26 protein-coding genes are annotated in these 26565 nt (G+C 71.3%); 9 read left to right on the top strand and 17 right to left on the bottom strand.

Going from position 1 to position 26565, the window contains the following annotated elements; genetic code table 11:
- The first annotated feature begins 30 nt into the window (after positions 1 to 30).
- The 3 genes from ACQPZX_RS09630 to ACQPZX_RS09620 all read left to right on the top strand — a co-directional run bounded on the left by ACQPZX_RS09630 (position 31) and on the right by ACQPZX_RS09620 (position 3684).
- On the top strand, positions 31 to 768 hold the full coding sequence (locus ACQPZX_RS09630; RefSeq protein WP_433377344.1) for a hypothetical protein: 738 nt from the start codon (positions 31 to 33) through the stop codon (positions 766 to 768).
- A 124-nt stretch (positions 769 to 892) separates the two neighbouring features.
- Positions 893 to 2836 (top strand): Stk1 family PASTA domain-containing Ser/Thr kinase, encoded by a 1944-nt coding sequence (gene pknB, locus ACQPZX_RS09625; RefSeq protein ID WP_433377342.1) that lies wholly within the window; start codon positions 893 to 895, stop codon positions 2834 to 2836.
- Entirely contained in the window at positions 2827 to 3684 is an 858-nt protein-coding gene (locus ACQPZX_RS09620) for a deoxyribonuclease IV (protein WP_433377340.1), read from the top strand. Before pknB ends, ACQPZX_RS09620 begins: the two co-directional genes overlap by 10 nt.
- A gap of 12 nt (positions 3685 to 3696) precedes the next feature.
- Here ACQPZX_RS09620 and ACQPZX_RS09615 read toward each other — a convergent pair whose 3' ends face one another.
- The gene (locus tag ACQPZX_RS09615) at positions 3697 to 4578 is read right to left on the bottom strand and encodes a LysR family transcriptional regulator (protein ID WP_433377338.1); all 882 of its coding nucleotides are present in this window, start codon (positions 4576 to 4578) and stop codon (positions 3697 to 3699) included.
- Between the two features lie 72 nt (positions 4579 to 4650).
- On the opposite strand from ACQPZX_RS09615, the gene ACQPZX_RS09610 reads away from it, so the two are divergent.
- Positions 4651 to 5355, top strand: a complete 705-nt coding sequence (locus tag ACQPZX_RS09610; protein WP_433377336.1) for a CTP synthase C-terminal region-related (seleno)protein — start codon at positions 4651 to 4653, stop codon at positions 5353 to 5355.
- On the opposite strand, the gene ACQPZX_RS09605 is transcribed toward ACQPZX_RS09610, so the two are convergent.
- Both ACQPZX_RS09605 and ACQPZX_RS09600 read right to left on the bottom strand, forming a co-directional pair.
- A complete protein-coding gene (locus tag ACQPZX_RS09605; RefSeq protein ID WP_433377334.1) occupies positions 5327 to 6331 on the bottom strand; it encodes a sialidase family protein in 1005 nt (334 codons plus the stop codon). The two genes, ACQPZX_RS09610 and ACQPZX_RS09605, sit on opposite strands and share 29 nt — an antisense overlap.
- Before the next feature lie 18 nt (positions 6332 to 6349).
- The gene (locus tag ACQPZX_RS09600) at positions 6350 to 6799 is read right to left on the bottom strand and encodes a hypothetical protein (RefSeq protein WP_433377332.1); all 450 of its coding nucleotides are present in this window, start codon (positions 6797 to 6799) and stop codon (positions 6350 to 6352) included.
- Positions 6800 to 6914: 115 nt separating this feature from the next.
- Here ACQPZX_RS09600 and ACQPZX_RS09595 point away from each other — a divergent pair, with 115 nt between their 5' ends.
- Entirely contained in the window at positions 6915 to 8507 is a 1593-nt protein-coding gene (locus ACQPZX_RS09595) for a methyl-accepting chemotaxis protein (protein ID WP_433377330.1), read from the top strand.
- Here ACQPZX_RS09595 and ACQPZX_RS09590 read toward each other — a convergent pair.
- From ACQPZX_RS09590 to ACQPZX_RS09580, 3 genes are all read right to left on the bottom strand, one after another.
- Positions 8491 to 9519, bottom strand: coding sequence for a threonine aldolase family protein (locus ACQPZX_RS09590; protein WP_433377328.1), 1029 nt, complete (start codon positions 9517 to 9519; stop codon positions 8491 to 8493). The two genes, ACQPZX_RS09595 and ACQPZX_RS09590, sit on opposite strands and share 17 nt — an antisense overlap.
- The gene (locus ACQPZX_RS09585) at positions 9512 to 10918 is read right to left on the bottom strand and encodes a class II 3-deoxy-7-phosphoheptulonate synthase (protein WP_433377326.1); all 1407 of its coding nucleotides are present in this window, start codon (positions 10916 to 10918) and stop codon (positions 9512 to 9514) included. The genes ACQPZX_RS09590 and ACQPZX_RS09585 overlap by 8 nt, the downstream gene beginning before the upstream one ends.
- Positions 10919 to 10992: 74 nt before the next feature.
- Positions 10993 to 12456 (bottom strand): glycosyl hydrolase family 18 protein, encoded by a 1464-nt coding sequence (locus tag ACQPZX_RS09580; RefSeq protein WP_433377324.1) that lies wholly within the window; start codon positions 12454 to 12456, stop codon positions 10993 to 10995.
- Between the two features lie 218 nt (positions 12457 to 12674).
- Between ACQPZX_RS09580 and ACQPZX_RS09575 the strand changes: the two genes are divergently transcribed.
- Positions 12675 to 13352, top strand: a complete 678-nt coding sequence (locus ACQPZX_RS09575) for a DUF429 domain-containing protein (protein WP_378964852.1) — start codon at positions 12675 to 12677, stop codon at positions 13350 to 13352.
- A 3-nt stretch (positions 13353 to 13355) separates the two neighbouring features.
- Here the strand turns inward: ACQPZX_RS09575 and ACQPZX_RS09570 are convergent, their stop codons facing one another.
- From ACQPZX_RS09570 to ACQPZX_RS09545, 6 genes are all read right to left on the bottom strand, one after another.
- Positions 13356 to 13829, bottom strand: coding sequence for a carboxymuconolactone decarboxylase family protein (locus tag ACQPZX_RS09570; protein WP_433377322.1), 474 nt, complete (start codon positions 13827 to 13829; stop codon positions 13356 to 13358).
- Between the two features lie 24 nt (positions 13830 to 13853).
- Positions 13854 to 14726, bottom strand: coding sequence for a sigma-70 family RNA polymerase sigma factor (locus tag ACQPZX_RS09565; protein WP_433377320.1), 873 nt, complete (start codon positions 14724 to 14726; stop codon positions 13854 to 13856).
- Positions 14727 to 14869: 143 nt separating this feature from the next.
- A complete protein-coding gene (gene proC, locus ACQPZX_RS09560; protein WP_433377318.1) occupies positions 14870 to 15691 on the bottom strand; it encodes a pyrroline-5-carboxylate reductase in 822 nt (273 codons plus the stop codon).
- Positions 15692 to 15892: 201 nt separating this feature from the next.
- Entirely contained in the window at positions 15893 to 16921 is a 1029-nt protein-coding gene (locus ACQPZX_RS09555) for a 6-phosphofructokinase (protein ID WP_433377316.1), read from the bottom strand.
- 154 nt (positions 16922 to 17075) lie between these two features.
- Entirely contained in the window at positions 17076 to 17567 is a 492-nt protein-coding gene (locus ACQPZX_RS09550) for a polyadenylate-specific 3'-exoribonuclease AS (RefSeq protein ID WP_433377314.1), read from the bottom strand.
- Between the two features lie 65 nt (positions 17568 to 17632).
- Entirely contained in the window at positions 17633 to 18487 is an 855-nt protein-coding gene (locus ACQPZX_RS09545) for a phosphotransferase enzyme family protein (protein WP_433377312.1), read from the bottom strand.
- A gap of 263 nt (positions 18488 to 18750) precedes the next feature.
- Here ACQPZX_RS09545 and ACQPZX_RS09540 point away from each other — a divergent pair, with 263 nt between their 5' ends.
- Complete coding sequence (locus ACQPZX_RS09540) at positions 18751 to 19431, top strand: Crp/Fnr family transcriptional regulator (protein ID WP_378964859.1); 681 nt, start codon at positions 18751 to 18753, stop codon at positions 19429 to 19431.
- 70 nt (positions 19432 to 19501) lie between these two features.
- Here the strand turns inward: ACQPZX_RS09540 and ACQPZX_RS09535 are convergent, their stop codons facing one another.
- Positions 19502 to 20245: a lysophospholipid acyltransferase family protein gene (locus ACQPZX_RS09535; RefSeq protein ID WP_433377309.1), complete on the bottom strand. Its 744-nt coding sequence runs from the start codon at positions 20243 to 20245 to the stop codon at positions 19502 to 19504.
- A gap of 173 nt (positions 20246 to 20418) precedes the next feature.
- On the opposite strand from ACQPZX_RS09535, the gene ACQPZX_RS09530 reads away from it, so the two are divergent.
- Both ACQPZX_RS09530 and ACQPZX_RS09525 read left to right on the top strand, forming a co-directional pair.
- Positions 20419 to 21228 carry a DUF308 domain-containing protein gene (locus ACQPZX_RS09530; RefSeq protein WP_433377306.1) on the top strand — a complete coding sequence of 270 codons (810 nt, stop codon included), beginning with the start codon at positions 20419 to 20421 and terminating at the stop codon, positions 21226 to 21228.
- 66 nt (positions 21229 to 21294) lie between these two features.
- On the top strand, positions 21295 to 22734 hold the full coding sequence (locus tag ACQPZX_RS09525; protein WP_433377303.1) for an alpha,alpha-trehalose-phosphate synthase (UDP-forming): 1440 nt from the start codon (positions 21295 to 21297) through the stop codon (positions 22732 to 22734).
- On the opposite strand, the gene ACQPZX_RS09520 is transcribed toward ACQPZX_RS09525, so the two are convergent.
- The 4 genes from ACQPZX_RS09520 to ACQPZX_RS09505 form a co-directional block, all read right to left on the bottom strand.
- Complete coding sequence (locus ACQPZX_RS09520) at positions 22717 to 23487, bottom strand: alpha/beta hydrolase (RefSeq protein ID WP_433377300.1); 771 nt, start codon at positions 23485 to 23487, stop codon at positions 22717 to 22719. The two genes, ACQPZX_RS09525 and ACQPZX_RS09520, sit on opposite strands and share 18 nt — an antisense overlap.
- Complete coding sequence (locus ACQPZX_RS09515) at positions 23484 to 24842, bottom strand: flavin-containing monooxygenase (protein ID WP_433377297.1); 1359 nt, start codon at positions 24840 to 24842, stop codon at positions 23484 to 23486. Before ACQPZX_RS09515 ends, ACQPZX_RS09520 begins: the two co-directional genes overlap by 4 nt.
- Positions 24843 to 24920: 78 nt before the next feature.
- Complete coding sequence (locus tag ACQPZX_RS09510) at positions 24921 to 25565, bottom strand: endonuclease/exonuclease/phosphatase family protein (protein ID WP_433385130.1); 645 nt, start codon at positions 25563 to 25565, stop codon at positions 24921 to 24923.
- Between the two features lie 43 nt (positions 25566 to 25608).
- Positions 25609 to 26559: an ROK family glucokinase gene (locus ACQPZX_RS09505; protein ID WP_433377294.1), complete on the bottom strand. Its 951-nt coding sequence runs from the start codon at positions 26557 to 26559 to the stop codon at positions 25609 to 25611.
- Between the last annotated feature and the right edge of the window lie 6 nt (positions 26560 to 26565).

Raw genomic sequence — 26565 nt, 5'->3', positions numbered from 1 at the left:
TACAGCGTGCCAGATCGGAGAACGAACGCGATGAGCCTGTTGCGGAGAGTCCGTGCCGAGGTGTCCGGCGCCCTGCGATCGGTGCGCTACGACATGGGCCGGCGGCCGGCCGAGCCGCCCGCCGACGGACCGGACGTGACCTCGACGGGGATGAACACGTTCGGCGGGTCGCTGTCGTTCGGCGACGAGCCGCCCGCGTCGCATCGCCCGGCCCCGCGACCACGCCGGGCGCTGGCGGTGAGCGTGCTGGCCGTGCTGACCGTGGCCGGCGCGGCCGGCGCCTATCTGGCCGTGGTGAACGGGCTGGGCTCGCTGCTGAACGAGACACCGGCGGCGGCCGACACCTTCCCGCCGCAGCCGGCCGTGACCTCGACCTTCACGCCGAACGCCGGAATCGGCCAGGGCCCGCCGGCCGCCGCCGCGGCGCGGCAGCCGATCCCGGGGGCGACCACGGCGGACGGCACGACGCCCGACCCGACGATGCCGTTGCCCGCGGGTCCACCGCCGGCGGCCGCCGGAAACGCGAACGTGAGTCCGATTCGGACCCCCGGTCGGACAAATCCGGAATGTCTATGCGACAGCCCGCCGGTGCCGACGCCGACCGCGCCGAGCACGCCCACGTCGACGTCGACGTCCGGGGAGCCCAGCGACTCGCCCTACCCCAGCCAGTCGGCCGATCCGTCGCCGAGCGAGACCTCCGCCACACCGAGCGATTCGGCCGAACCGAGCGATAGCCCACAAGCCCGGCATCGCAGGCGACACCGCTAAATCAGCTTTTGTCAGGGCAGATGGCAAGGTCACGGGCACGGTGGCGCCGCTCGGCGTACCCGTTTGGACTCAGCTATGACATCCTGGTCTGCCCGCACGCGAAAGACACATACACTTCACGCCGATGGACACCACAGTCGCCGACACGTTGATCGGCACGACGATTGACGGCCGCTACCGGATCACCGGTCGCGTGGCCCGTGGTGGCATGGCGACCGTCTACACGGCCACCGACCAGCGACTCGAGCGCACCGTGGCATTGAAGATCATTCATCCCTCGCAGGCGACGAACGTCCACTTCGTGGACCGGTTCACCGACGAGGCCAAGACGATCGCCCGGCTCACCCACCCCAACGTCGTGGCCGTGTACGACCAGGGCCGCCACCTCGGCCTCCCCTACCTGGTCATGGAGTACGTGCAGGGCAGCACCCTGCGCGACCTGCTCACCCAGCGCCGCCGGCTCAACCCGGTCGAGGCCTGCGCGATCCTCGAGCAGATGCTCTCCGCGATCGCCGCCGCCCACCGGGCCGGCCTGGTCCACCGCGACGTCAAGCCGGAAAACGTCCTGGTCGCCGAGGCGCCCAGCGGCGGCAAGGGCAACCTGGTCGACGCGGTCGTCAAGGTCGCCGACTTCGGCCTGGCCCGCGCGGTCGAGGCGAGCAGCGTCGACGAGTCCGGCCAGCTGATGGCCACGGTGGCGTACGTCGCGCCCGAGCTGGTCACCGACGGCCACGCCGACGCGCGGACCGACGTCTACTCGGCCGGCATCGTGCTCTACGAGATGCTGACCGGCAAGGTCCCGTTCGACGGCGACGACCCGGTCGCGGTGGCCTGGCAGCACGTCGACAACGACGTCCCGCCGCCGTCGCAGACCGTCAAGGGCTCGCCCAAGTCGCTCGACGACCTGGTGGCCCGCGCGACCCGCCGCGACCCGGGCGCCCGCCCGACCGACGCCGGCGCGATGCTGGCCGAGGTGCAGACGGTGCGCGACCAGCTGGGCGCCGCGAGCGTCGAGACCGCGCTGCTGCGCCAGGTCCCGGGCTCCCGGCACGGCGCCGCCGACGCGACCGCCATGGTCCCCGCCGTCCCGGCCGGGGTCGGCGACCGGCCGAGCTGGGCCCGCCTGCCCGAGCAGAGCCGCAACGCGCAGACCTACCGCCGCGGCGACCCGGAGTTGCGCTCGTCCAACGGCCCCGACCGCCGGCGCATCCTGCTCTCCGCGGCGGTCGCCGTGATGGTGCTGGTCGTCATCGGCAGCACTTGGTGGGTGACCCTGGGCCGCTACACCGAGGCCCCGCCCATGGTCAACATGACGAAGGACCAGGCCGAGCTGTACGCGCGGCAGCACAACTTCGAGCTGTTCTACGGCGACGGCGCCTACAGCGAGAACGTCCCCAAGGACACGGTGGTCAGCCAGAGCCCCGCCGCCCAGGAGAAGATCGTCAAGGGCGGCACCATCACGCTGACCCTGTCGCTGGGCAAGGAGCGCTTCGAGGTTCCCGACCTGACCGGTCTCGAGCTGGCCGCGGCCAAGACCGAGCTGGCCCAGGCCAACCTCAAGTACAAGGAGGGCGCCGGGCAGTACAGCGACACCGTGCCCGAGGGCGCGGTCCTGTCCACCAACCCGGCGAAGGGCACCGAGCTCAAGCGCGGCGACACGGTCACCGTCGTGACCAGCAAGGGCCGCGCGCCGATCTCGGTTCCCGACCTCGTGGGCAAGAACGTCAACGACGCCCGCAACCAGCTGCAGACGCTCGGCCTGACCGCGGTCGAGCGCTACAAGGACAGCGACCAGCCGGCCGACACGGTCATCGCGCAGTCGCCGAAGGCGGGCACCGGCGCGGCCAACGACGCCGAGGTCACCCTCGACGTCAGCAAGGGCCCGCCGCTGGTCACCATCCCCGACGTGAACAACCAGCAGTGCCAGCAGGCGCAGGGCACGCTGCAGCAGCAGGGCCTGCAGGTGCAGATCACCGGCTTCAACCCGCAGGGCTTCGTCCGCGGGATGAACCCGCCGGCCAACACCCAGGTGCCGCCGCAGACCCAGGTGATCCTGCAGTGCTTCTAGACCGCCGCATCGGGTCGCACACCAAGACGTCGGGCGGGCTGGCCAAGGCCGCCCTCCCGTACGTCGACGCCGCCGGGTCGGAGACGCTGCAGGTGTACGTCTCCAACTCGCGCGGCTGGGCGCTGCCGCCCGGCGACCCCAAGCAGGACACGCTGTTCCGCGACGGCATCGGCGAGCGCGCACTTCCGGCGTACATCCATGCCTCGCTCCTGGTGAATTTGGGCTCCCCGACCGAGCTCACCGTCGAGCGCTCGATCGCGACCCTCGCCCATTCGCTCGAGCGCGGCCAGGCGATCGGGGCGGCCGCCGTGGTCTTCCACGCCGGGAGCTCGGTCGACGCCGAGCACGAGGCGAAGGCCATGCACCAACTGCACGAGGCCCTGTTGCCGCTGCTCGACGAGGCAGCGACCCGCGGGCTGCCCAAGCTGCTGGTCGAGCCGAGCGCGGGCGGCGGCCGCAGCCTGGCGTCGAAGGTGCAGGATCTCGGCCCCTACCTGGCCGCCGTCGAGCAGCACCCGTGGCTGGGCGTCTGCTTCGACACCTGCCACGCCTGGGCGGCCGGCCACGACCTTGCCACGCCCGGCGGCATGACGGCCACGCTGGACGCGCTCATCGAGACGGTCGGCCCTGGCCGCCTCATGCTGATCCACGCGAACGACTCGAAGGACGAGTGCGGCTCCACCCGCGACCGCCACGAGACGATCGGCAAGGGCCGCATCGGCACGGCAGCGTTCGCCGAGCTGATGACCCACCCCGCGACGGCAGGCATCCCGGTGATCGTCGAGACCCCCTCGGTCGAGCACGAAGGCCACGCTGCCGACATCGCGCTGCTCAAAACACTCCGCTGACGGCCGCCGCACTCACCGCGCCGCGCTCAGGAGCGCGGCGAGCCGCTCGGCCGGCTCGTCGGCGACGACCGCGGGCAAGCGCAGCAACTCCACCCGGTGCACCAGCCGCGGCCTGCCCAATGGCACGCCGGCCAGGCTGGGATGCGCGGAGATCAGCGGCAGCGGCAGGACGGCCAGGCCGTGGCCGCCCGCGACGAGGCCGGCCAGCACTGCCGCGTCGGTGCCGTCGTAGCGCAAGCCCGCGCGTAGGCCGTCGACCGGCAGGCGGTCGAACGGCGCCACCTCGGGAGCGTCGATCCAATAGGCGTCGGCGAGGTCGGCCAGGTCGACCGCTCGGCGGTGGGCCAGCGGGTGCGTGGACGGGACGGCCACCACGGCGGGGCTCTCGGCGACGCCCACCGAGCGCGGGCCGCCGGCGCCCGGCTCGGGCAGGCGCAGCGGGTCGCTGGGCGCCGTGAAGCCGTCCACCAGGCCGAGGTCGATCTCGCCGGTGGCGACGGCCTCGACGATGCGGTCCCGGGAGGCGACGCGCAACCGGGTGCGCAAGCGCGCCGACTCGGCCCGGATCGTGGCGAGCGCCCCGGCGACCGGCGCGGCCCAGGCGAGCGGGGTGAGGCCGAGGACCAGGCGGCCGGGCGGGGCCACGGCACGGGTCACGTCGGCGCGGGCGGCCTCCTGGCGTACGAGAAGAAGCGCCGCATGTCGCCGCAACCTCTCGCCGGCCGGAGTCGGAGCCACGGGACGCCGGGTGAACAGCGGGGTGCCCAGGTCGGCCTCGAGGGCGGCGACGTGCTGCGAGACCGCGGACTGCGTGTATTGCAGGCGCTGAGCGGCCGCGGAGAACGAACCGGTCTCGGCGACGGCGAGGAACGTGCGTAGCAGGTGCGGGTCCACATCAGGAATGCTAATGCCACCCGTACCCATCATCGTTGGACGTGATGTGGGGACGGGCCGCAGCATGAAGACATGATGTCGATTGCTCTTGTGGGAGATCGCTCCCCCGCCGTGCGCGCGCATTCGCGCGTCCCCGCCATCCTCGACGCTCTCCGCGAGGAGCAGCAGATCGACCTGGACGCCTACTGGGTCCCGACGCCCGACGCCACCGATCCGGCGACGCTCGCGGGCTTCGGCGGGATCTGGCTGGTGCCGGGCAGCCCGTATCGCAGCGAGGAAGGCGCGATGGTCGCGGCCCGCACCGCCCGCACCGAGGGGATCCCCTTCCTCGGCACCTGCGGCGGCTTCCAGCACGCGATGCTCGAGTTCGCGCGCGACGTCTGCGGGTTCCCCGAGGCCCGGCACGCGGAGAACTCCTCGGACGGTGACGCCGACGCCCTGATCACCGAGTTGTCGTGCTCGCTCGTCGGGCACGAGGGCGCGATCAACCTGGCGCCCGGGTCCCGCATCGAGCGGCTGCTGGGCACGTCACGCACGGTCGAGCGGTACCACTGCTCCTACGGCGTCTCACCGGCCTACATCGACCTGCTGGCCGCGCACGGCATGCTGTTCTCCGGGCACGACGACAGCGGCGACGTGCGGGTGGCCGAGCTGCCGGAGCACCCGTTCTTCCTGGCCACGCTCTTCCAGCCGGAGTTGCACACGGACGGCGTCCACCCGGTGATCCGGGGATTCGCCCAGGCCGTGCTCAGCGCGCGTAGTCTTCCGGTCCGGTGAAGAAGCCGACGACCGTGGCCGCGGGGATGTCGAAGCCCAAGGTCAGATAGCGGCCGGGCGAGATCTCGGCGCTCGACGGGTTGGCTTGGTCGCGGTGCCCCGAGTCGTAGAGCAGCACGTCCGGATACCCGTCCCAGTCCTGGTCGGGTGCGCTCACGAGACGACCGGCGGTCACGCGGTGTTCCGAGAAACGATTCGAGATATCACCGTACGTCACCAGCACGGTCCCGTCGCTCAGGGCGAGCGCATGGTGGGACGAGGCCGGCATGTCGGTGCGCTTCGGCTCGGTCCAGGTGCGCCCGCCGTCGGAGGAGCGCGACAGATAGGCGCGCTCCACATCCGTACGGATCAGCGACACCACCTCCCCGCCCCGCAGCACCGTGAGGGTCGGCTCCTGGAAGTTGATGCCGTCGCCGGCCGCGATCTCGACCTCGTCCGCCCCGGGCCAGGTGCGCCCGCCGTCGGTGCTGCGCACCACGTACGCCCGCCACCACTTCTCGTCGGCGCGGTGGCCGTACACCGGGTACAGCAGGTCGCCGCCGGGCAGCTCGGCGACCGCGCCGTGCGAGGCGTGCCACGCCAGGATGCCGCCGCCGCTCATGCCCATCCCCGCCTGGGCCGGCTCGCTCCAGGTGAGCCCGCCGTCCTCGCTGCGCCGCACGAACGTGCCGTGCGTGGTGTGCCGGGGCTTGCTGCTCCAGTCGATGACGAAGTAGCTGAGCAGGATCGTCCCGTCGGCGAGGCACGCCAGCTTGGGGTCGCGGTCGTCGAACGGCCCGTCGACCGCGAGCCTGGGCGTCCCCCAGGTCAGGCCGCCGTCGTCGCTGCCCACCACGCTGATCCGCCCCTCGGGGCTGAGATGCCCGGTGCCCTCCCGGAAGGCCGCGAGCAGCTTGCCACCGCCGAGGCTCACGACGTCGGGAAAGTGGGCGACGAGGCCGTCCGCGGCCCGGGCCACCACAAATGAGTCCGGCACCCGAGCGAGGCTACCCGCTCAAAGGAAACCGATCGCGTCGGCGTAATAGAGCGAGCCTTCCAGATGGACGACGATCTCCCGTGGCGTCCACGCGTCGCCGTCGCGGTGGTCGAGCTGCGCGGGAGTCAGGGCGCGGACGCGCACGTCGTAAATCTGGGCCAGCCGGGTGAGCCGGCTGCGCGCCTCGTCGAGGTCCTCGGCGGTGAAGGGCGCCAGGTCGGCGGGCGTGGTGATCGCCGAGGCGTGCCAGTGGTCGGGGATCGTCGCGACGCCGGCCACCCGGGCCTCGATCTCGGCCAGGTGGTCGACGAGGTGGTCGGCGACCCGGCGGATCGCCTTGTGCGGGGTGTAGATCCGGTCGTCGATCGGGCGGGGCTCGCCGTCCCAGGCCGTCCAGGTGGCCGCCCGCGCGAGCACCTTCTCCACCAGCTCGGGCACCAATTCGGCCGGATGCCGCTCATCAGTCATGGCGGAAGTAGATCCTGGGAATGCTTCGGCGCCCGCCGAAACCGGTTTGCACCGCCGTGGCGCTCACGCCGGATCGCCCGCCGCCGAGAGTGTTGCTGAATCCTCAGACAGGGCGGTGGGCGGAAAGATGGCGTGGCGGCGGGTGCTGACCGACCGGCGGGTCGGTACGAAGATCATGATCGCGGTGGGCATCGTGGCGGCGTTCGGCGCCGGCGACGGCCTGTACGCGCTGAGCAGCCTGGGCGCCACCAACCAGCAGGTCAAGGTCGGGTACGTGCACGAGCAGGAGCTCGCCGCCATCGCCGACCTGCGCGCCTCGGTCAACCGGGTCTGGCTGAGCATCGACGACTACCAGCTCGCCCACACCGAGGCCGAGCGCGCCGCCGACCGCACCGCCCTCACCGAGACCCGTTCCAAGATCGAAGGCTACGCGCAGGCCTACCGGGCGTTCCCGCTCAGCGCCGAGGCCGGCGCCGCGATCGACGAGTTCGGCAAGCACTGGCAGCAGTACGACAGCCTGCTCGAGAGCGACGTGCTGCCGGCGATCGAGGCCGACCGGAAGGCCGACTCCGAGAACCTCACCGCGGCCATGGACGTCGTCCGCGACGACCTCGGCTCGCTCACCGACATCACCGTGCGGGCCGGCGCCGACCAGGAGACCGCCGCCGAGAAGCGCTACCAGCACACCAAGTGGCTGGTGAGCGTCCTGCTCGGGGTCGCGCTGCTGCTCGGCCTGGCGTTCGCGACCGTCATCGCCCGGCTCATCGTGCGGCCGCTGTCCCGCTGCGTCGCCGCCCTGCACCGGATCGCCGACGGCGACCTGACCGCCCGCGTCGAGGTGAGCAGCGCCGACGAGGTGGGCCAGATGGCCGGCGCGCTCAACGCGACCGCCGACTCGATGGCCGGCATGGTCGGACGCATCCACACCAGCTCCGACCTGCTGGCCGAGGCGTCCGACGAGCTGTCGGCCGTGTCGTCGCAGCTGTCCGCCTCGGCCGAGGAGACCGCGGTCCAGGTCGGCGCGGTCTCCGAGTCGGCCGAGCGGGTCTCCGAGGGCGTCCGCGCGGTCGCGGCCGGCGCCGGCGAGATGGGCGTCTCGATCCGCGAGATCTCCGACAACGCGAACGAGGCGGCCGTGGTCGCCGCCGACGCGGCCCGCGCGGCCGCGTCCTCCGACGCCAGCGTGGCCCGGCTGGGCGAGGCGTCGACGCAGATCGGCACGGTCGTCCAGATGATCACGTCGATCGCCGAGCAGACCAACCTGCTCGCGCTGAACGCCACGATCGAGGCGGCCCGCGCGGGCGAGGCCGGCAAGGGCTTCGCCGTGGTCGCCTCCGAGGTGAAGGACCTGGCCATGGAGACGGCCCGGGCCACCCAGCAGATCACCGAGCAGGTCGGCGCGATCCAGGCGGAGAGCGGCGTGGCGGTGCACGCGATCCAGGAGATCGGCCGGGTCATCGCGACGATCAACGACTACACCACGACGATCGCGGCGGCCGTCGAGGAGCAGACCGCGACGACCGGCGAGATCTCGCGCAGCGTGGACCGGGCGGCCGAGGGGTCGTCCAGCATCGCCGAGACGATCGCCGGAGTGGCCGACGCGGCCCGCCACGTCACCGCCGGTGCGACGGAGACGCAGCAGACCGCGAGCGAGCTGGCCCGCACGGCGGCGGAGCTGCAGGCGACGGTGGCTACCTACCGGCTTTGACGATGTCGCTCAGCACCGTGATCGCCTGATCGAGACCGTCGTCGTCGACGTCCAGGTGGAACACCACCCGGGCGAGGTGGGGCAGCATGGCGGCGATGTGGACGTCCCGCTTGGCCGCCTCAGCGACGAGCGTGGGCGCGTCGAGAGAGGTCGCGCTGAGGTCGATCGGCACGAGATTCGTCACCACTTTGTCCGGATTTATTACGTTGAACTCGGACAACGCCTCAGCCAGGCGGCGGGCCCGCGCGTGATCGTCCGCCAGGCGGGCGATGTTGTGAGTGAGGGCGTAATCGCCGGCCGCGGCCAGGATGCCGACCTGCCGCATGCCGCCGCCCATCCGCTTGCGGATCACCCGGGCCTGAGCGATGCGCGATGCGCTGCCGATCACGAGCGAGCCGACCGGCGCGCCGAGGCCCTTCGACAGGCAGACCGACAGCGTGTCGAAGAGCGCGCCGTACTCGTTCAACGGCACGCCCTCGGCGACATGCGCGTGCCAGATCCGCGCGCCGTCACAATGCAGGGAAATATCGGATTCGTCGGCCAGGGCGCGCAGCTCCCGCAACGTCGCCAGCGGAATCACCGCGCCGCCGCCGAGGTTGTGGGTCTGCTCGACGGCGATGGCCCGCGTGGGCAACGACGGATAGCCCTGCGGCCGGATCATCGAGGCGATCTGCCCGGCATCGAGGGACGCGCCGACCGCCGGCCAGGTGCGGGTCGAGATGCCGCCGATCGCCGCCGCCGCGCCCAGCTCGTAGGTCACGACGTGCGCGTCGGCGCCGGCCAGCAGCTCCCCTGCCGGCGGCGTGACCAGCTGCAGCGCGATCTGGTTGGCCATCGACCCGGACGGCGCGAACAGCGCCGCCTCGTGGCCGAACATCGCGGCCACCCGGGCCTCGAGGGCGTTGACCGTGGGGTCGTCGCCGAAGACGTCGTCGCCCACGGCCGCGGACGCCATCGCCTGGCGCATCCCGTCGGACGGGCGGGTAACGGTGTCCGAACGAAGATCAACCACGGAGCATCTCCGCCACCAGGAAGGCGAGCTCGAGGCTCTGCTGCGTGTTCAGCCGCGGGTCGCAGGCCGTCTCGTACCGGTCGGGCAGGTCGAGATCCTCGATGCCCTGCGCGCCGCCGAGGCACTCGGTGACGTCCTCGCCGGTCAGTTCGATGTGGATGCCGCCCGGGTGCGTGCCCAGGCCGCGGTGCACCTCGAAGTAGCCCAGCACCTCGTCGACGATGCGGTCGAAGTGCCGGGTCTTGTAGCCGTTGGACGACTCGTGGGTGTTGCCGTGCATCGGGTCGCACTGCCAGACGACCTTGGCGCCGGCCGCGGTCACCTTCTCCACGATCGGGGGCAGGGCGTCGCGGACCTTGCCGTTGCCCATCCGGCTGATCAGCGTGAGCCGGCCGGGCACGTTGCCGGGGTTGAGCTTCTCGCACAGCTCGATCGCCGTCTCCGGCGACGTGCCGGGGCCGAGCTTGACCCCGATCGGGTTGGCGATCCGGCTGATGAAGTCGACGTGCGCGTGGTCCAGCTGCCGGGTCCGCTCACCCACCCAGAGGAAATGACCGCTCAGACCGTACGCCCGGCCGTCGCTCACCCGGGTCAGGGCGCGGTCGTACTCGAGCGCCAGCGCCTCGTGCGAGCAGTACAGGCTGACCGTGCGCAGCGCCTCGTTGTCGGTCATGCCGCAGGCGCGGATGAAGTCGAGCGCGCGGTCGATCTCGCGGGCGATCGCCTCGTAGCGCTCGCCGGCCGGCGAGGCGCGGACGAAGTCCTTGTTCCAGTCGTGCAGGCCGTGCAGGTCGGCGAGACCCCCGGCGAGATAGGCACGCAGCATGTTCATCGCGGCCGCGGAGTTCGCGTACGCCCGGATCATGCGCTGCGGGTCGGCGACGCGCGCCTCGGCGGTCGCCTCCAGCGAGTTGATCAGATCGCCGCGGTAGGCCGGCAGGCCCAGCGAGTCGGTCGCCGCCGAGCGGGGCTTGGTGTACTGCCCGGCGACCCGTGCCACCTTCACCACCGGCATCGACGCGCCGTACGTCAGCACGACCGCCATCTGCAGCAGCGTGCGGGCGTTGGCCAGCAGGTGGCTCTCGGTGTTGTTGTCGAACGTCTCGGCGCAGTCGCCGCCCTGCAGCAGGAACGCCCGGCCCTCGCACACCTCGGCGAGCTTGACGCGCAGCTGGTCGACCTCGTACGGCGCGACGATCGACGGGACGTTGTCGAGAACCTTGCAGACCGAGGCAACCTCGCCCATGTCCTCCCACGGCGGCATCTGCACGCGCGGCAGGGACCGCCATCGGTCGAGGCCCAGGGCCTCGTCCTCGGCGGAGTCGGTGGACGGGCGGGACGTCTGGAAGGCCGGGTTGCCGACCCCGGGGTAACTCAACTGGTGCCACTCACGGCGCATGGGGAAAGCCTACGAAAGCGGGGCACCGACCTTTCGGCCGGTGCCCCGCTTCTCACCTGAGGAGATGAGTGTTCCTAAAGGTTGTTCTTGATGGCGGTGATCAGCTCGCCATTCGTGGTGTCACCGGAGAACTCCCAGAAGAAGGCGCCGCCGAGACCCTGGTTCTTCACGTACGTCATCTTTCCGGCGATCGTCGACGGGGTGTCGTAACCCCACCAGTTGCTGCCGCACTTGGCGTACGCGGTGCCGCCGGCCGTCCCGGTGGACGGGCAGCTGTTCTTGAGGACCTTGTAGTCCTCGATGCCCGCCTCGTAGGTGCCGGGCGCCGGGCCGGTGGCCGTCCCGCCCGGTCCGGCCTGGGTGACCCCGGTCCAGCCGCGGCCGTAGAAGCCGACGCCGAGCAGCATCTTGCTGGCCGGCACGCCCTTGCTCTTCAGCTTCTGGATCGCCGCGTCCGACCAGAAGCCGTTCGTCGGGATCCCCGCGTAGGAGGTCAGCGGCGAGTGCGGCGCGGTGGGGCCCTGCGGGCTGAACGCGCCGTAGTAGTCGTACGTCATCGGGAAGACCAGGTTGAGCTTCTGGATGCCCGAGGCGTAGTCGGCCACGTCGAGCTTGCCGCCGTTCGAGCCGTCCGCCGAGATCGCCGACGTGACCAGGAAGGACGAGCCGAACTTGTTGCGCAGCGCGGTGATCACGTTGTTGTACGAGGCCGGCCCGCTGGCGTCACACGAAAGGCCACAAGCGTTCGGGTACTCCCAGTCGATGTCGATGCCGTCGAAGACATCGGACCAGCGGGAGTCCTTGACCAGGTTGTAGCAGGAGTTCGCGAACGCGGTCGGGTTCGCGGCGGCCTGGGTGAAGCCGCCCGACCAGGTCCAGCCGCCGAACGACCAGATCACCTTGATGTTCGGGTACGCCTTCTTGAGCTTGCGCAGCTGGTTGAACGAGCCGCGCAGCGCGCCCGCGTCCCAGGTGTCGGCGACGCCGTCCACGCTGTTGGCGGTGGTGTAGGCCATGTCGTAGTCGGCGTACGAGTCACCGATCGAGCACTGGCCGCCGGTGGTGTTGCCGAAGGCGTACAGGATGTGGGTCAGCTTGCTCGCCGAGCCGGACGTGACCAGGTTCTTCACGAAGTACTGGCGGGCGTAGACACCCCACTCGGCGAAGTAGCCGACGACGTTCTTGCCGCTGGGACCGGACGTCGGCGACGTGGTGGGCGGAGTCGTCGGCGTCGTGGTGGGGGGTGTGGTCGGGGCGGTGGTGGGGGGCGTGGTGGGGGTGGTGCCGCCACAGGCTCCGCCGTCGATCCAGACGTCCCACTGTCCGCTGTGCGTGGCCGGCGACTCGTTCTGAGTCCACCACTTGGCGGTGTAGTTGTGGCCGTTCTGGGAGGCGACGTTGTCCTTGACGTACACGGCGGTGGCAGACCACGCGGGGGCACAGGCCGCTGCGGCTGACGCCTGGGTCATGGGCACCATCGCGGTGGAAGCCACCACGAAGGCCCCGGCCCAGAGAGCGCGGCGGAGGGATTTCTGCACTGGGTCTCCTCGCTGAACAGTTAGGAAAGTTTCCAAAAAGTTCGTAGAAGAGACCGTAGTCACACGTATTCACAATCGTCAAGATGCCTGACCTGGATTAAGCATGGTCTTAACTTCTTGCGGTCGATCGGCACGGGGTGCACATGAACGGACACTGCGCGTAGTCTCTCGGTCATGACCATCCGCGACGTCGACACCGGCGCCCTCACTGGTGGCCGATGAGTATCCATGTGATCGGCGTCGACGCCTACGCCCTCGGCTGGGTCGGCGTCGAGCTGCGCGACGGGGCGTTCGGCCGGGCGGTGCTCGCCGCCTCGCTGTACGAGATCGTCACGAGCAGCTCCGGCGCCGCGGTGATCGGCGTCGACATTCCCCTCGGCATGCTGCCCGACCGCTGGCGCGCGGCCGACACCCTCGCCGCCGACCAGCTCGGACCGCGTCGCGGCAGCATCTTCCGGGTGCCGCCGCGCGCGGTCTGGATGGAGGCCGACTTCGCCGCGGCCAACCGGTTGTGCCGCGAGCTCACCGGCGCCGGCCTCAGCCGCCAGTCCTGGGCCCTGCGGCCCAAGCTGCTCGAGGCCAACGCGATCTGGGAAAGGCACCCCGGCCTGCTCTTCGAGGCGCACCCCGAGGTCTCGTTCCGCACCATGGCGGGCGAGCCCCTCCAGCACGCCAAGAAGACGTGGTCCGGCCAGACCCGCCGCCGCGAGCTGCTGGCCCGCAACGGCATCGTGCTGCCCGACCAGATCGGACCGGCCGGTCAGGCCCCGCCCGACGACATTCTGGACGCGGCCGCCGTGGCGTGGTCGGCGCACCGCATGGCCACCGGCACGGCGCTGAGCCATCCCTCCCCGCCCGAGGAGTGCAACGGCTCGAAGATCGCCATCTGGTACTGACCGTCAGACCGGCAGATGCCCGGGCTCGTAGCTGCCGCCCGGCTGCCGGGTCATGACGTTCATCCGGTTGAACGCGTTGATCATGGCGATCTGGCAGACCAGCGCCATCAGCTGCTCGTCGTCGTAGTGCTTGGCCGCGCTGGCCCACACGTCGTCGGGAACGCCGCCGCCGTCGGCCAGCCGGGAGCCCAGCTCGGCGAGCTCCAGCGCCGCCTTCTCCGCGTCGGTGAAGACCGTCGCCTCCCGCCAGGCCGCCGCCAGGTTGATCCGCAGCGGCGTCTCCCCCGCCTGCAGGGCGTCCTTCGTGTGCATGTCGAGGCAGCCCGCGCAGCCGTTGATCTGGCTGGCACGGATGTTCACCAGCTCCAGCGTCGCCGCCGGGACTCCGGCGCCGGCCACGACCCGGGCGGCCGAGACGATGTACTTGACGAACTTCGGGCCGAACTCGGTGCCGAAGGGGTTGATCCGCGCTTCCATGAAAGCCTCCTCGTCTTTGTGGACTCACTCCTCTGACGAGGGCGGCGGCGCGGAGGTAACACCGCTCAGCCGCTTCGGGTCGCTCACCGACAGGATCTCGACGATCCGGCCGTCCACCACCGTGCACGCCATGACGCCCAGCAGCTTCCCGGTCGGGCCCCAGGTGACGATCCCGGGCTCGCCGTTGACCGTCGCCGCGCGCAGGGTCACCGCGGCCCGGGCGCCGCGCCGCGCGTGGTTGACGACCTCGGCCGCGCCGACCCGCACGACCAGGCCGCGAGGGCCGTAGGTACGCCAGGTCACGTCCGGATCGAGCAACCGCAACAGGGCCTCGAAGTCGCCGGCCCGCGAGGCGGCGAGGAACGCGTCGACCACCGCGCGCTGCCGTTGTCGTTCCTCGCCGGAGCTGTGCGTGCCCTGCACCTTGCGCCGGGCCCGGCTGGCCAGCATCTTGGTCGCGTCCGCCGAGCGGCCCAGGATCTCGCCGATCTCGTCGAACGGCACCGCGAACGTGTCGTGCAGCACGAACGCCAGCCGCTCGGCCGGGCCGAGGTTGTCCAGCACCACCAGCAGCGCCAGCCCGACCGAGTCGGCGAGCACGGCGTCCTCCTCGGGCGCCGCGACGTCCTCGACCACCACGATCTCGGACAGCCCGTCGTCGTAGGACGCCTCGGGACGCGCCCGGCGTGCCCGCAACACGTCGAGGCAGACCCGGCCGACCACGGTGGTCAGCCAGCCGGCCAGGTTGTCGATCGCCGCCGGATCCTGGCGGGCCAGCCGCAGCCACGCCTCCTGCACCGCGTCCTCGGCGTCCGCCCGCGAGCCGAGCATCCGGTGGGCCACCCCGACGAGCCGCGCTCGCTGTCCCTCGAATGCCTGCGCCAGAGCATCGCTCATGTCGTTACCTTTCGCCGGCGGCCTACGTCATGGGTATGACGGGACCCGGCCGCAGGACGTAACAACCGTCCGCCGTGAAGCCGGCGACAGCGACCGGCGGTGGCAGCGGCGCCGTGACGGGCGCCGAGCTTGCCGAGAGGCTATTACTTCGGCGCGGCCATCTGGGTGGCGATCTCGGTGGCGCGGTCGCGGGCCGCCGCGAGGGCGGCGAGCAGGGCCGCGCGTACGCCGTGGTTCTCCAGCTCCCGGATCGCGCTGATGGTCGTGCCGGCCGGGGAGGTCACCGCCTCGCGCAGCTTGACCGGGTGCTCGCCGGAGTCGCGCAGCATCACGGCCGAGCCGATCGCGGTCTGCACGATCAGCTCGTGCGCGACCTGGCGGGGCAGGCCGAGCAGGATGCCGGCGTCGATCATCGCCTCGACCAGCAGGTAGAAGTAGGCCGGGCCGGAGCCGGAGAGCGCGGTCACCGCGTCCTGCTGGGACTCGGGGACGCGCATGGTCTTGCCGACCGGCTTGAAGATCTCCTCGGCGAGGGCCAGGTGCTCCTCGGTCGCGTACGGCCCGGCGGAGATCACCGTCATCGCCTGGTCGACCAGCGCCGGCGTGTTGGTCATGACCCGGACCACCGGGATGCCACCGGGCAGCCGGTCGGCGAAGAAGCTCGTCGGCAGGCCGGCGCAGAGCGAGACGACCAGCTTGTCGGGCGGGACCTTCATGCCCCAGTCGTCGAGCAGCTTCGCCGCGTCCTGCGGCTTCACCGCGATCAGCAGCACGTCGGCCTGGGTGACCGCGGTCAGGTTGAGCACAGGGCGGATGCCGTACCGCTCGGCGAGCTCGGCCGCCCGCTCGGGACGGCGGGTCGTCGCCAGCAGCTGCTGGGCCGGCCAGCCGGAGCGCAACAGTCCGGAGAGGACCAGCTCGCCGAGCTTGCCCGCGCCGATCACGGCGACACTGTGCTTGGTCATCGCACCCTCTCGTACAACGGAAGCCCGTCCGCGTATAAGGAAAGCCCGCCCGCGATCGCCCCGCCGATGAGGAGACAGTCGGTTTGCCGTCGCCGCGGGGTTTGCGGCGCCGGGAAACCGACTGTCTCCTCATCGGCCTCGAAGGGGCGATCGCCCGCGGCGCCGGAGGCGACGCCGGCTAGCTCAGCCAGCCAGCTCAGCTCAGCTGCCGAAGAAGACCTCGGCCTCTTCGTAGCGGGAGAGCGGGACGGTCTTGAGCTCGCCGGTGCCCTCGATCAGCGGCACGCGGACGATGTCGGTGCCCCGCAGCGCCATCATCTTACCGAAGTCGCCCTCGTGGACGGCGTCAATCGCCTGCAGGCCGAAGCGGGTCGCGAGCACCCGGTCGAACGCGGTCGGGGTGCCACCGCGCTGGATGTGACCGAGGACGACCGTACGGGCCTCCTTGCCGGTCTTCTCCTCCAGCTGCTCGGCGAGCCACTGGCCGATGCCGCCGAGGCGGACGTGGCCGAACGAGTCGAGCTCCTGGTTGACCAGCTGCATCTGGCCCTCGAGCGGCTGCGCGCCCTCGGCGACCACGACGATCGGCGCGTACTCGACCTGGAAGCGCTTGGTCACGTAGGTGGCGACCTGCTCCACGTCGAAGTTGCGCTCGGGCAGCAGGATCACGTTGGCGCCACCGGCCAGGCCGGCGTGCAGCGCGATCCAGCCGGCGTGCCGGCCCATGACCTCGACGACCAGGGTGCGGTGGTGCGACTCGGCCGTGGTGTGCAGCCGGTCGATCGCCTCCATCGCGATGTTCACCGCGGTGTCGAAGCCGAAGGTGAAGTCGGTGGCGTTCAGGTCGTTGTCGATCGTCTTGGGCACGCCGACCACGTTGACGCCGAGGTCGTTGAGCCTGGTCGCGACGCCCAGCGTGTCCTCGCCGCCGATGGCGACCAGCGCGTCGACGCCCTGCTCGGCCAGGTTGGCCTTGATCCGGTCGACGCCACCGTCGATCTTGAACGGGTTGGTCCGCGAGGAGCCCAGGATGGTGCCGCCGCGCGGCAGGATGCCGCGGACCTCCGCGATGCCGAGCGGTTTCGTCAGGCCCTCCAGCGGGCCCTTCCAGCCGTCGCGGAATCCGACGAACTCGTGACCGTACGCGGCGACGCCCTTGCGGACCACCGCCCGGATCACCGCGTTGAGACCGGGGCAGTCGCCGCCGCCGGTGAGCACGCCGATGCGCATGTTTGCTCGTCCTCCCTGATCGGGTTGCGAGAAGTCTGTTCAGCCCGTCGAGCCCCTGGGAGCGTTCTCTCGGCAGCGTTGCCGGCCCGGGGCGAGCCGCGAGCGCACTCTATCGGCCGCGGGAAACTTGGGCGAAAGCGCCCCGAGACTCAGCCTAGCCCTTCAGCACGTTCCAGCGGGCCAGGTTGTGTTTGGCGTCCACCAGGGCGTCGTGCCGGCCGGACATGGTGGGCAGCGTCGGCCGGCCCCGGTCGTCCCAGAGCTGGCGCAGGTCCTTGGTGAAGCGGGGTATCTCGCGCGGCAGCGCCGGCATCGCGCCCCACAGCTGGGCGAGGGCGACATGGTCGTACGCGGCGAACCACGCCCACAGCTCCATCTGCTCGTCACGACCGCGCAGCGGCTCCATCAGGAAGGCGTACAGGTCGTCGCGGATGCGCTCGCGGGAGCGCCACGCCTTGTCGGACGGGGACGGGAGCTTGTCGAGGACGTTGCGGCGCACCCAGGGAATCGCCTTGGTGTCGTCGAACTCGGTGCTGACCGCGTAGAACTCGCGGCCGAACTCGTCGACGACGCCGATCGACACCAGGTCGACCGTGCGGCCGTCCTCGATGAACTCGCAGTCGTAGAAATATCGGTAGGCCCCCATCCAACCTCCCCGCCACCGCCCCTAACCGGACTGAAGACCATTCTTGATCCCATCCTGGCCCATGGTCAGGACGCCGCCGCCTCCAGGGCCTCCTTCGCCCGTTCGAGGGTCGTGCCGTCACCCCGGCGGGCGGCCCGGTCGGCCCGCACCGCCCAGCGCAGCCGCAGCAGCACCGGCAGGGCGACCTCGACCTCGTCGCGCCCCACCGGGCCGGCCGCCAGGTAGCCGTCGAGGAACTCGGTGGCGTTGGCCGGGCCGCCCGCGTACCCGATCGCCGCCGCCACGTCGTAGACCAGCGGCCCGACCCCGCTGGCGCCGCAGTCGAGCAGCCCGGCGCGCCCGGTGCCGGGATCGACCACGAAGCTCGAGGGGGCGGGGTCGCCGTGCAGCACGCCGTAGGTGAGCCGGTCGGTGACGGTGAGCCGGGTGACCGCGCCGAGCGCGTCGGCGACGGCGCCGCGGAGCCAGGGCTCCGCGGTCAGATGGGGCGCGTGCGGGTCGAGCGGCTGCCACGGGCGCAGGCCGGGGTGATGAAAATGCTGCAGAGCCTTGTGTACGACGCCCAGACGGTCACCCCACCACTGCTGGTCCACGGGATCGCGCCCCTCGAGACGCCGGCCGGGCACGCGGCGCAGCAGGGCCAGCGCGCCGGCCGGAGTCTCCGCGGTGAGTCCGCCGCCGAGGGTGCGCACCGGCTCGCCCGCCACGATGTCGCGCAGCCGCAGATGCTCGGCCGCGATGAGCCCGGCTTCCACCGGCTGCCGGGCGCCGGGCTCGGCGAGGCGGCACACGTACCGTTCGGCGCCCGCGACTATCTCCCAGCCGTGGGAAAGCACCTCCTCGGGGAGGGCGGTGATCTCGCCGGGGCTCAGATGCCACTGGTCCCGCAGGGTCGATCGCACGAGGTCGTCATCCGGCACGGCGGGATTATCTCGGCATAGACCGAAAATCAGACGGACAGGATGGGCGACGACGGACACGATCACGCCTTGCTATCGAAAGGTTTACAGATAGCGACGCGCGCGACATGATCGTACGGTGCCTTCGCGGCGCGCCCGCCCGTAAATGGCGCGGGAGCACTGCTTCGTGCTATTAGTGATCGTTCGCGTCGAGGGGCCGGCGCCGGCCGGGTTCGTCGACGCGGTCCCCACCTGGGGGAGGGATAGACGCCGTGGACCATCGCATGCCGGATTCCGGTGACGCGCTGACCGGCGTGGAGATGTTCGCTGGCCTGGAGCCGGACGTCCGGCAGCGGGTCATCGCCACCGCGGTTCCACGCACCTATCGCAAGGGTCAGATCATCTTCGTCGAGCACGACCCCGGCGAATCCCTGATCATTCTCAAACGCGGCGCCGTCGCGATCTTCCGCACCGCGCCCACGGGGGAGCGCGCGGTGCTGACGGTCGTGCGCCCGCCGGACGTGCTCGGCGAGGTGTCCCTTCTGGACGCCGCGACCCGCAGCGCGTCGGCCGAGGCGATCGAGGACTGCCAGGCGCTGACGCTGTCCCGGGCCGCGTTCATCGACCTCGTGCATTCCAACCCGCGCATCCTCGACGCGGTGATGCGCTCGGTCGGCGCGCTGATCCGCCGGCTGACCGAGCAGAACACCGATCACGTCTTCCTCGACCTGCCCGGCCGCGTCGCCAAGACGCTGGTGCGGCTGGCCGGGGAGAGCCAGGCGCCGATGATCACGATCGAGCTCAACCAGAGCCAGCTCGCCGAGATGGCCGGCGGCTCGCGCCAGAGCGTGAATCAGGCGATCGGCTCGTTCGCCAGCCGCGGGTGGCTACGCACCGAGGGCCGCCGCATCGTGGTCACCGATCTGCAGGCGCTCCGGCGGCGCGCGGGGATGGCTGTTGCCTGATGGCCTCGCTCCGCTCGGCGGGCACTGCGCCCCAGAAGGTCGGTGTCGAGGACTCCGGAAAAGACATCGGCTACGCCTCGCCTTTTCCGGTGCCCTCGACACCGACGGGCGCAGTGCGAATTTGCCCCTGGGCCGGAGCTTCAATGGTTGTCTTCAGCTTGCTGGCGTAGATGTCGACGTACGGGCGACCGGAAAGCACCATCAGCTCGTACATGATCTCGTCGGTGATCGCGCGCTCGACGAACCGGTCGCCGCGCGAGGCGCCGTAGCGGGAGAAGTCGAGCGGGGCGCCGAAGGTCATCCGTACGCGTCGGATCTTGGGAATGAGAGTGCCGGTCGGCTGGATCTCGTCGGTGTTGAGGAGCGCGACCGGCACCACCCGCGCGCCGCTCTCCAGCGCGAGCCGGGCCACCCCGGTCTTGCCGCGGTAGAGCCGGCCGTCGGGCGATCGTGTCCCCTCGGGATAGATGCCCGCGATGCCACCCTCGCGCAGCACCCGCAGCAGGGTGTCCAGGGCCGCCTGGGCGGCCTGGCCACCCGAACGGTCAACCGGGATCGTCCCGGTGCCCAGGAAGAACTGCCGCATCAGCTTCCCTTTGATCCCCTTGCCGGTGAAGTACTCCGCCTTCGCGACGAACGTCACCCTGCGATTCACCATCAAGGGTGTGAAGATCGAGTCGGAGAAGGAAAGGTGGTTGCAGGCGAGGATCACCGGACCGTCCGCGGGCACGTTGCGCAGGCCACGCACGTCAGGCCGGAAGATCAGCTTGAGGAGCGGGCCTAAGAGCACGTACTTGAGGAGCCAATAGAACACGAGTGTCCTTTCTCGGACATCGGTCGCAGGGGAAGCTTAGAGCCTTCAGTCCGTTCAGGGGTGGCCGGGCGGGGCGGTTGGATGGGTAGCGGGACGGCGCGCCACAACGCACTCCCGCAACCGGTGCTTGGCGTGTCACCATTCAAGGCACGGTCGGCGAGGGAGTGTGCAGGGTGACAGCGGGTGGCGCCCGCCGCGGGCGGCGGGACAACGGGCTCGACGCGGCCGACTACGCGGTGGCCGGCGACGTCGATCCGCGCGTCGGCGAGCACCTGCTCGACGTGCTCCAGGCCGCGGGGATCGCGGCATATCTGCAGCCCACGGCCGACCTCAATCCGATCCTGCGCGCCACCGCGCTGCCGGCGCGCCCCACCGACCGGCTCTACGTCGACCGCACCTACCTCGCGGACGCCAAGGCGCACCTGCTCAAGGAGACCGGCGGCCAGTCACCGTTCCCGCCCGCCTCGCCGCCGCCGGCGGATCCGACCGCCGAGCCCGACATCGAGGCCGAGTGGGCCAAGATCGTGGCGGGCTTCCACACCACGGTCGACCCGACCGCCGCGCCCTGGCCGGCCCTCGAGGAGCTGCCGCAGGCCCCGGAGCCGCCGCCCGCCACCCCGCCGGCGACGGAGGCCGGGCCGGTGGAGCACAACCGCCGCCGCACCGACCGGCCCGCCGAGCCGACCCTGATCGACGGGCTCGACACCTTCGGCGCCGACCTGGAGGACGACGACGAGGACGAGCGCTACGTCCCGCCGCCGCCCCCTCCCCTGCCGCGCATCTCGAAGTACGCGGTGATGGGCATCCTCGGCGTGGTGCTGGGCTTCGTGCTGTTCCTCTTCCCCGGCATGCTGCCGATCGCCCGCGACTACGTGACGCTGATCGGCTTCGCGGCGATCGTCTCCGGCGCGGTGATGCTGGTCTGGCGGCTGCGCTCCGGCGACGACGACGAGGACGACTTCGACGACGGCGCCGTGGTCTGACCGCCGCATCAGTTGGATAGACCACTGTCTGTGTAGCTCTTGGAGGCTGTCCGGTAACCTTCGGTGATGCGCCAGAGCTCGTTGGTCGTGGTCGCCAACCGTCTCCCGCTCGACGACAACGCCGCCCCCGATGGCGCCTGCGAGTGGCGGCGTAGCCCCGGCGGGCTCGCCAGCGCCCTGCACGCCATCCTCGAACAGACGCCGGCCACCTGGGTCGGCTGGGGCGGCGGGATCGGCCCGGCGCCCGCCCTGCCCGACATCGGCACGCTACGGCTGCGCCCGGTGCCGCTCACCGAGGACGAGCTCCGGGGGTACTACGAGGGCTTCGCCAACTCGACGCTGTGGCCGCTCTACCACGACGCCGTCGAGACCCCCGTCTTCGACCGGGGCTGGTGGGAGACGTACCGGACGGTCAACCGCCGCTTCGCCGAGGCCGCCGCCGAGGTGGCCGAGCCCGGCGCCGCCGTCTGGGTGCAGGACTACCACCTCCAGCTCGTGCCCCAGCTGCTGCGCGAGCTGCGGCCCGACGTGCTGATCGGCTTCTTCATGCACGTGCCGTTCCCGCCGCCCGAGCTGTTCATGCAACTCCCCCGCCGGGTCGAGCTGGTGCGCGGGATGCTCGGCGCCGACCTGGTCGGGTTCCAGCGCGAGCAGGCCGCGCACAACCTCGCCCAGCTGGCCGTCAAGCTGCTCGGCGCGGAGGGCGCCGACGACAAGATCCTGGTCGGCGGGCGGGTGGTGCGCACCGGCGCGTTCCCGGTGTCGATCGACGTGGCCGAGATGGAGCAGCTGTCCGCCCGTCCGTACGTGAGCAACCAGGCCCGGCAGCTGCGCCACGACCTCGGCACCCATAAAAAGGTGCTGCTGAGCGTCGACCGGCTCGACTACACCAAGGGCATCGAGCACCGGCTGACGGCGTACAGCGAACTGCTGCGCGACGGGCGGATCAAGGTACGCGACACCGTGATGGTGCAGGTGGCGGTGCCCAGCCGCGAGCGGGTGGAGAGCTACCGCGGGCTGCGCGACCGGATCGAGCGCGAGGTCGGGCGGATCAACGGCGAGTACGGCCGGGTGGGCGAGCCGGCGATCCACTACCTCAACCAGCCGTTCGACCGGGCCGATCTGGCGGCGCTCTACCAGACCGCCGACGTCATGGTGGTGACGCCGCTGCGCGACGGGATGAACCTGGTCGCCAAGGAGTTCGTGGCGGCTCGCAGCGACGGCGCGGGGGCGCTGGTGCTCAGCGAGTTCGCCGGGGCGGCGGCCGAGCTCGAGGACGCGTTCCTGGTCAACCCGCACGACGTGGACGGCCTCAAGGAGACGCTGCTGCAGGCGCTGGACGCCGACCCGGCCGATCTGGCGCGGCGGATGGCGGCGATGCGGGCGCACATCACCGCGCACGACATCCACGCCTGGGCCCGGGCGTACCTGACGGCCCTCGACCAGACCGGCCAGCTGGCCCGCCACCTGCCCCGGCAGCGGCGGACGCTAGCTCGTCACCGATAGCTCTTTGGTCAGCCAGTCGAGGATGGCGTCGATCGGCTCGGCCCACCCGGCGTCGAGCATCATGTCGTGGCCCATGCCCGGGAAGAGCAGCGGCGCTCCCCCGTAGGCGGCCGCCGTGCTGTCGAGCGCCTTGCGGGACACCACCCGATCGTCCGGCGACCCGACGACGAGGACAGGCGGACCACCCACCGCTTTGCCCGGATTTTTCGTGCTGAAGGGGCGTCGGGCAGAAATGCGAGCCAGATAGCGGTCGGCGTCCTCGGCCGGCAGGGCATCGCTGAAATGCTGCCTGCGACTGAGTCGCTGACGGCCGCCGAAGACCGCTGGTGTCGTACCCAACGGATTGGTTTTGAAAGCTGTGCCGATGGCGCCCCACTTGGACAGCACGGGGGCCACCAGCACGGCGACCCGTGCCGGATAGCGAGCCAGCGCCTGCGCCACCACCGCCGCCCCGGAACCGTGCCCGATCAGCACCGCCTGCCGTGGCAGCGACGCGGCCACCTGCCGCACATCGTGCACGTGAGCGCGCAGGTCACCGCCCTCGCGCGGGGTCAGCGCGTGCGCCGGGAAACCCCGGTTGGCCGCGTGCCCCAGCCAGCGCTCGGCGAACGCCCACGCGCCGTGGCCGGGACCGGGCACGAACAGCAGCGGCGGCTGCTCGGTCTCGCCCTCGACAAGCCGGGACACGACCTCGCGCTCGACCGGCGGCACCGGCGAGGTCCAGTCCGCCCAGCGGAGAATCTCGTCGCTCACTTGGCCGGCTCCATCTCGCGCAGCAAACCGCCGACGGCTTTCAGATAGTCGAGGTGGTCGACCTCGAACCAGTGCCGGCGGCTCGGCACGACCTGGCGCTTCGACCAGCTGCGGATCGGGCGGGCCGACTCCTTCTGCTGGACCGCCGCCGCGCGTACCGGATCGTCTATGCGCAGGCGCAGCCAGCGCGCCACCGCGACGCTCTGCCAGTGGGCCAGCGGCAGCAGCCCGGCGTCCGGCTGCAGCAGGCCGACCACGGCGAGCGTCGGGTGCTTGCGGGCGAACGCGTGCAGGTGCAGGTCGGGGCGGCCGTCCGGATCGCTGTCGAGTAGCTCGGGGGCGAGGAACTCGAAGCGCGGGACGTAGCCGGTCGCCGTGATCACCAGCTCGGGATCGATGCGGCGGCCGTCGGCCAGCTCGACCTTGCCGTCGGCGAAGCGGACCACGTCCGGGACCGGCTTGATCCGGCCGTGCCCCAGGAAATACGGCAACTGCGAATTCACAACCGGATGGCTCTCGTACGGCCGGTGGTCGGGCTCCGGAAGGCCGAAGCGGGTCAGGTCGCCGGTCGTCAGGGCCAGCGTGCGGCGGTAGAACCACTGACGCAGGCGCAGCGGCAGCCTGAGTCGCAGCAACCGGTCGTTGACCTGGTCGGCGGGGCGGCCGAGGACGTACTTGGGGGCATACCAGTAGCCGCGCCGGGTCGAGTGCCAGACCGTGCCGGCCTGCTGGGCGGCCTCGACGGCGATGTCGCAGCCGGTGTTGCCGCCGCCGATCACCAGCACCTTGCGGCCGCGCAGTTGCGCCGGGTCCTTGTACTTGTCCGAGTGGATCACCTGGCCCCGCAGAGCCCCTGGAGAATTGGCACCCGGGATCTCGGGCTTGGCGGGCGACCAGTTGTGCCCGTTCGCGACGATCACCGCTGCGTAGCGCTGCACGCGGGACGAGCCGCCGCCGGTCGACTGGGTAGTGACGTCCCAGCGGCCGTCGCCGACCGGCACGGCCGAGACCACCTCGGTGCCGAACCAGATGTGCTCGCCGAGCCCGAAGTGCTTGGCGTACCGCTCCAGATAGGACAGCACCTGGCTGTGGTGCGGGTAGTCGGGCCAGCTGTCCGGCATCGGGAAGTCCGGGAACTCGGTCAGCGGGCGGGACGAGATCAGGTGGGTGCTCGCGTACACCGGGCTGCGGTCGTGCCGCCAGTTCCACGCGCCGCCGACCGACGTCTCCCGCTCGTAGCAGTCGACGGCGAAGCCGTGCTCGCGCAGGTTCTTGATCGCGGCGAGACCGCTGGCGCCGGCGCCGATGACGCACACCGCGTCCCGACGGTCGGCGATGTCCGGAGTGTCGTGCACGCGGGGATACTGCCAGAACGCGGCGCTATGCGGAAGCCATCCGACCGCCCCACCCGCCACCCATGACCGGACTGAAGGCTAGATCCTCAGGTCCGCGAGAACCGGAAGATGATCACTAGCCCGGCGTGCCAGGTCTGACCCGACCACCTCGTAGTTCTCGATGGTGATGTCGGGAGTGACGAACAGGCCGTCGATGAGCCGTGCGGGCAGCGTCGCCGGGAAGGTGAAGTGCCCCGCCCCCGACGAGATCAGGCCGTCCTCGACGGTCCGCCAGGCTCCGCCGCCCGGGCCCTCGTTGAGGTCGGCGGCGGCGATCACCGGGCCCTCGATGCGGTCGAGGGCCTCCTTCCACAGGGCCGCCTGGGACGGGCGCTCGGCCGGGTCGGTCGCCAGGTGCGAGCCCGAGACGGTGAACCGGCCGCCGCGCACCGAGCCGCGCACGAACGCCGCCCCGCGCAGATGCCGCCCCGGCGTCAGCGGGAACCGCATGCACCACGTCTCGTGCACCTTGACCCGCATGCTCACCAGCACGAGGTTGCCCAGGGCGGGCAGCCCGCCGGCGGCCACCACCATGCCGGCGTCGTCGGCGAGAGCCGCACACTTGTGCCGCCAGCGGAACCGGCGCGGCGCCTCCTGCACGACCAGCACGTCCGGGTCCGCCTCGCGGATCATCGATATCAGGGCCGCCCGGTCGTCCTTCAGGCCGTGGACGTTGTAGCTCATCACCCGCAGCGGCACCCCGGACACCGTTGTCCCTTTCTTTCCCTCAGATTCGCGTGGCCAGGTCGGCGGCGCCGACCACCCCGGCCGTGTTGCCCATCTCGGCGGCCACCACGTCGGCGACCGGGAACCGGCCGCGCTGCTTGAGCTGGTCGCGGAAGGTCGTCTGGGTCGGCGTCATCAGCAGGTCGCCGGCGTCGACCACCCCGCCGCCGACCACCAGGATCTGCGGGTCGAGGGCCTGCGCCAGGTCGGCCATCGCCACGCCGAGCCAGTAGCCGATCTGCGCGAACGCGTCCCGGGCCACGCCGTCGCCGTTGCGCGCCGCCTCGGTGATCTGCCGTCCGGTGATCGCCAGCGGGTCGCCGCCGGCCAGCTCGAGCAGCTGCGCGGCCCGCTCCGGCTCCTGCCGCGCGCCGGCCCGGGCGAAGCGGACCAGGGCGTTGCCGCTGGCGTACTGCTCGAGGCAGCCCAGCCGGCCACAACCACAGGGATGGCCGTCCGGCACCGACTGGATGTGGCCCAGCTCGCCGGCGATGCCGTTCGCCCCGCGCCACAGCTTGCCGCCGAGCACGATGCCACCGCCGATACCGGTCCCCACGGTGATCATCACCATCGAGTCGTCGGCGTGCCTCGCGACCCCGAACCGGAACTCGGCCCAGGCCGCGACGTTCGCGTCGTTCTCCAGCACAGTTGGCAGGCCGACCGCCTTGCTCACGTAGTCGCGCAGCGGCTCGTCACGCCAGGCCAGGTTGGGCGCGAACAGCACGGTGGCCCCTGGCGCGTCGATCCACGCGGCCGCGCCGATCCCGATCGCGACGGCTTGCGGAAACTCGCCGGCCAGCTCGGCGGCCACCTCGACGATCGTGTCCCGGGTGCCGGCCGGGTCCTCGGCCGGGGTGTCACGACGGTTGGAGGCCAGCACGGTGCCGTGCTCGTCGACCACTCCCCCGGCCACCTTCGTGCCGCCGACGTCGACTCCGATGGTCAGCGTCACGCTGTC

Source organism: Actinoplanes sp. CA-142083 (genome assembly GCF_050942195.1).
GTDB lineage: Bacteria > Actinomycetota > Actinomycetes > Mycobacteriales > Micromonosporaceae > Actinoplanes.
This window is presented reverse-complemented; position numbering and strand designations above follow the sequence as displayed.

Bases quoted from the DNA above. Each gene is read 5' to 3' on its own strand.
- ACQPZX_RS09570 (WP_433377322.1), bottom strand. From the start codon at position 13,829: ATGGAAGCGCGGATCAACCCCTTCGGCACCGAGTTCGGCCCGAAGTTC.
- ACQPZX_RS09540 (WP_378964859.1), top strand. From the start codon at position 18,751: ATGCCGGATTCCGGTGACGCGCTGACCGGCGTGGAGATGTTCGCTGGC.
- ACQPZX_RS09525 (WP_433377303.1), top strand. From the start codon at position 21,295: ATGCGCCAGAGCTCGTTGGTCGTGGTCGCCAACCGTCTCCCGCTCGAC.
- ACQPZX_RS09575 (WP_378964852.1), top strand. From the start codon at position 12,675: ATGAGTATCCATGTGATCGGCGTCGACGCCTACGCCCTCGGCTGGGTC.
- ACQPZX_RS09510 (WP_433385130.1), bottom strand. From the start codon at position 25,565: ATGAGCTACAACGTCCACGGCCTGAAGGACGACCGGGCGGCCCTGATA.
- ACQPZX_RS09585 (WP_433377326.1), bottom strand. From the start codon at position 10,918: ATGCGCCGTGAGTGGCACCAGTTGAGTTACCCCGGGGTCGGCAACCCG.
- ACQPZX_RS09565 (WP_433377320.1), bottom strand. From the start codon at position 14,726: ATGAGCGATGCTCTGGCGCAGGCATTCGAGGGACAGCGAGCGCGGCTC.
- ACQPZX_RS09550 (WP_433377314.1), bottom strand. From the start codon at position 17,567: ATGGGGGCCTACCGATATTTCTACGACTGCGAGTTCATCGAGGACGGC.
- ACQPZX_RS09630 (WP_433377344.1), top strand. From the start codon at position 31: ATGAGCCTGTTGCGGAGAGTCCGTGCCGAGGTGTCCGGCGCCCTGCGA.
- pknB (WP_433377342.1), top strand. From the start codon at position 893: ATGGACACCACAGTCGCCGACACGTTGATCGGCACGACGATTGACGGC.
- ACQPZX_RS09610 (WP_433377336.1), top strand. From the start codon at position 4,651: ATGATGTCGATTGCTCTTGTGGGAGATCGCTCCCCCGCCGTGCGCGCG.
- ACQPZX_RS09555 (WP_433377316.1), bottom strand. From the start codon at position 16,921: ATGCGCATCGGCGTGCTCACCGGCGGCGGCGACTGCCCCGGTCTCAAC.
- proC (WP_433377318.1), bottom strand. From the start codon at position 15,691: ATGACCAAGCACAGTGTCGCCGTGATCGGCGCGGGCAAGCTCGGCGAG.
- ACQPZX_RS09600 (WP_433377332.1), bottom strand. From the start codon at position 6,799: ATGACTGATGAGCGGCATCCGGCCGAATTGGTGCCCGAGCTGGTGGAG.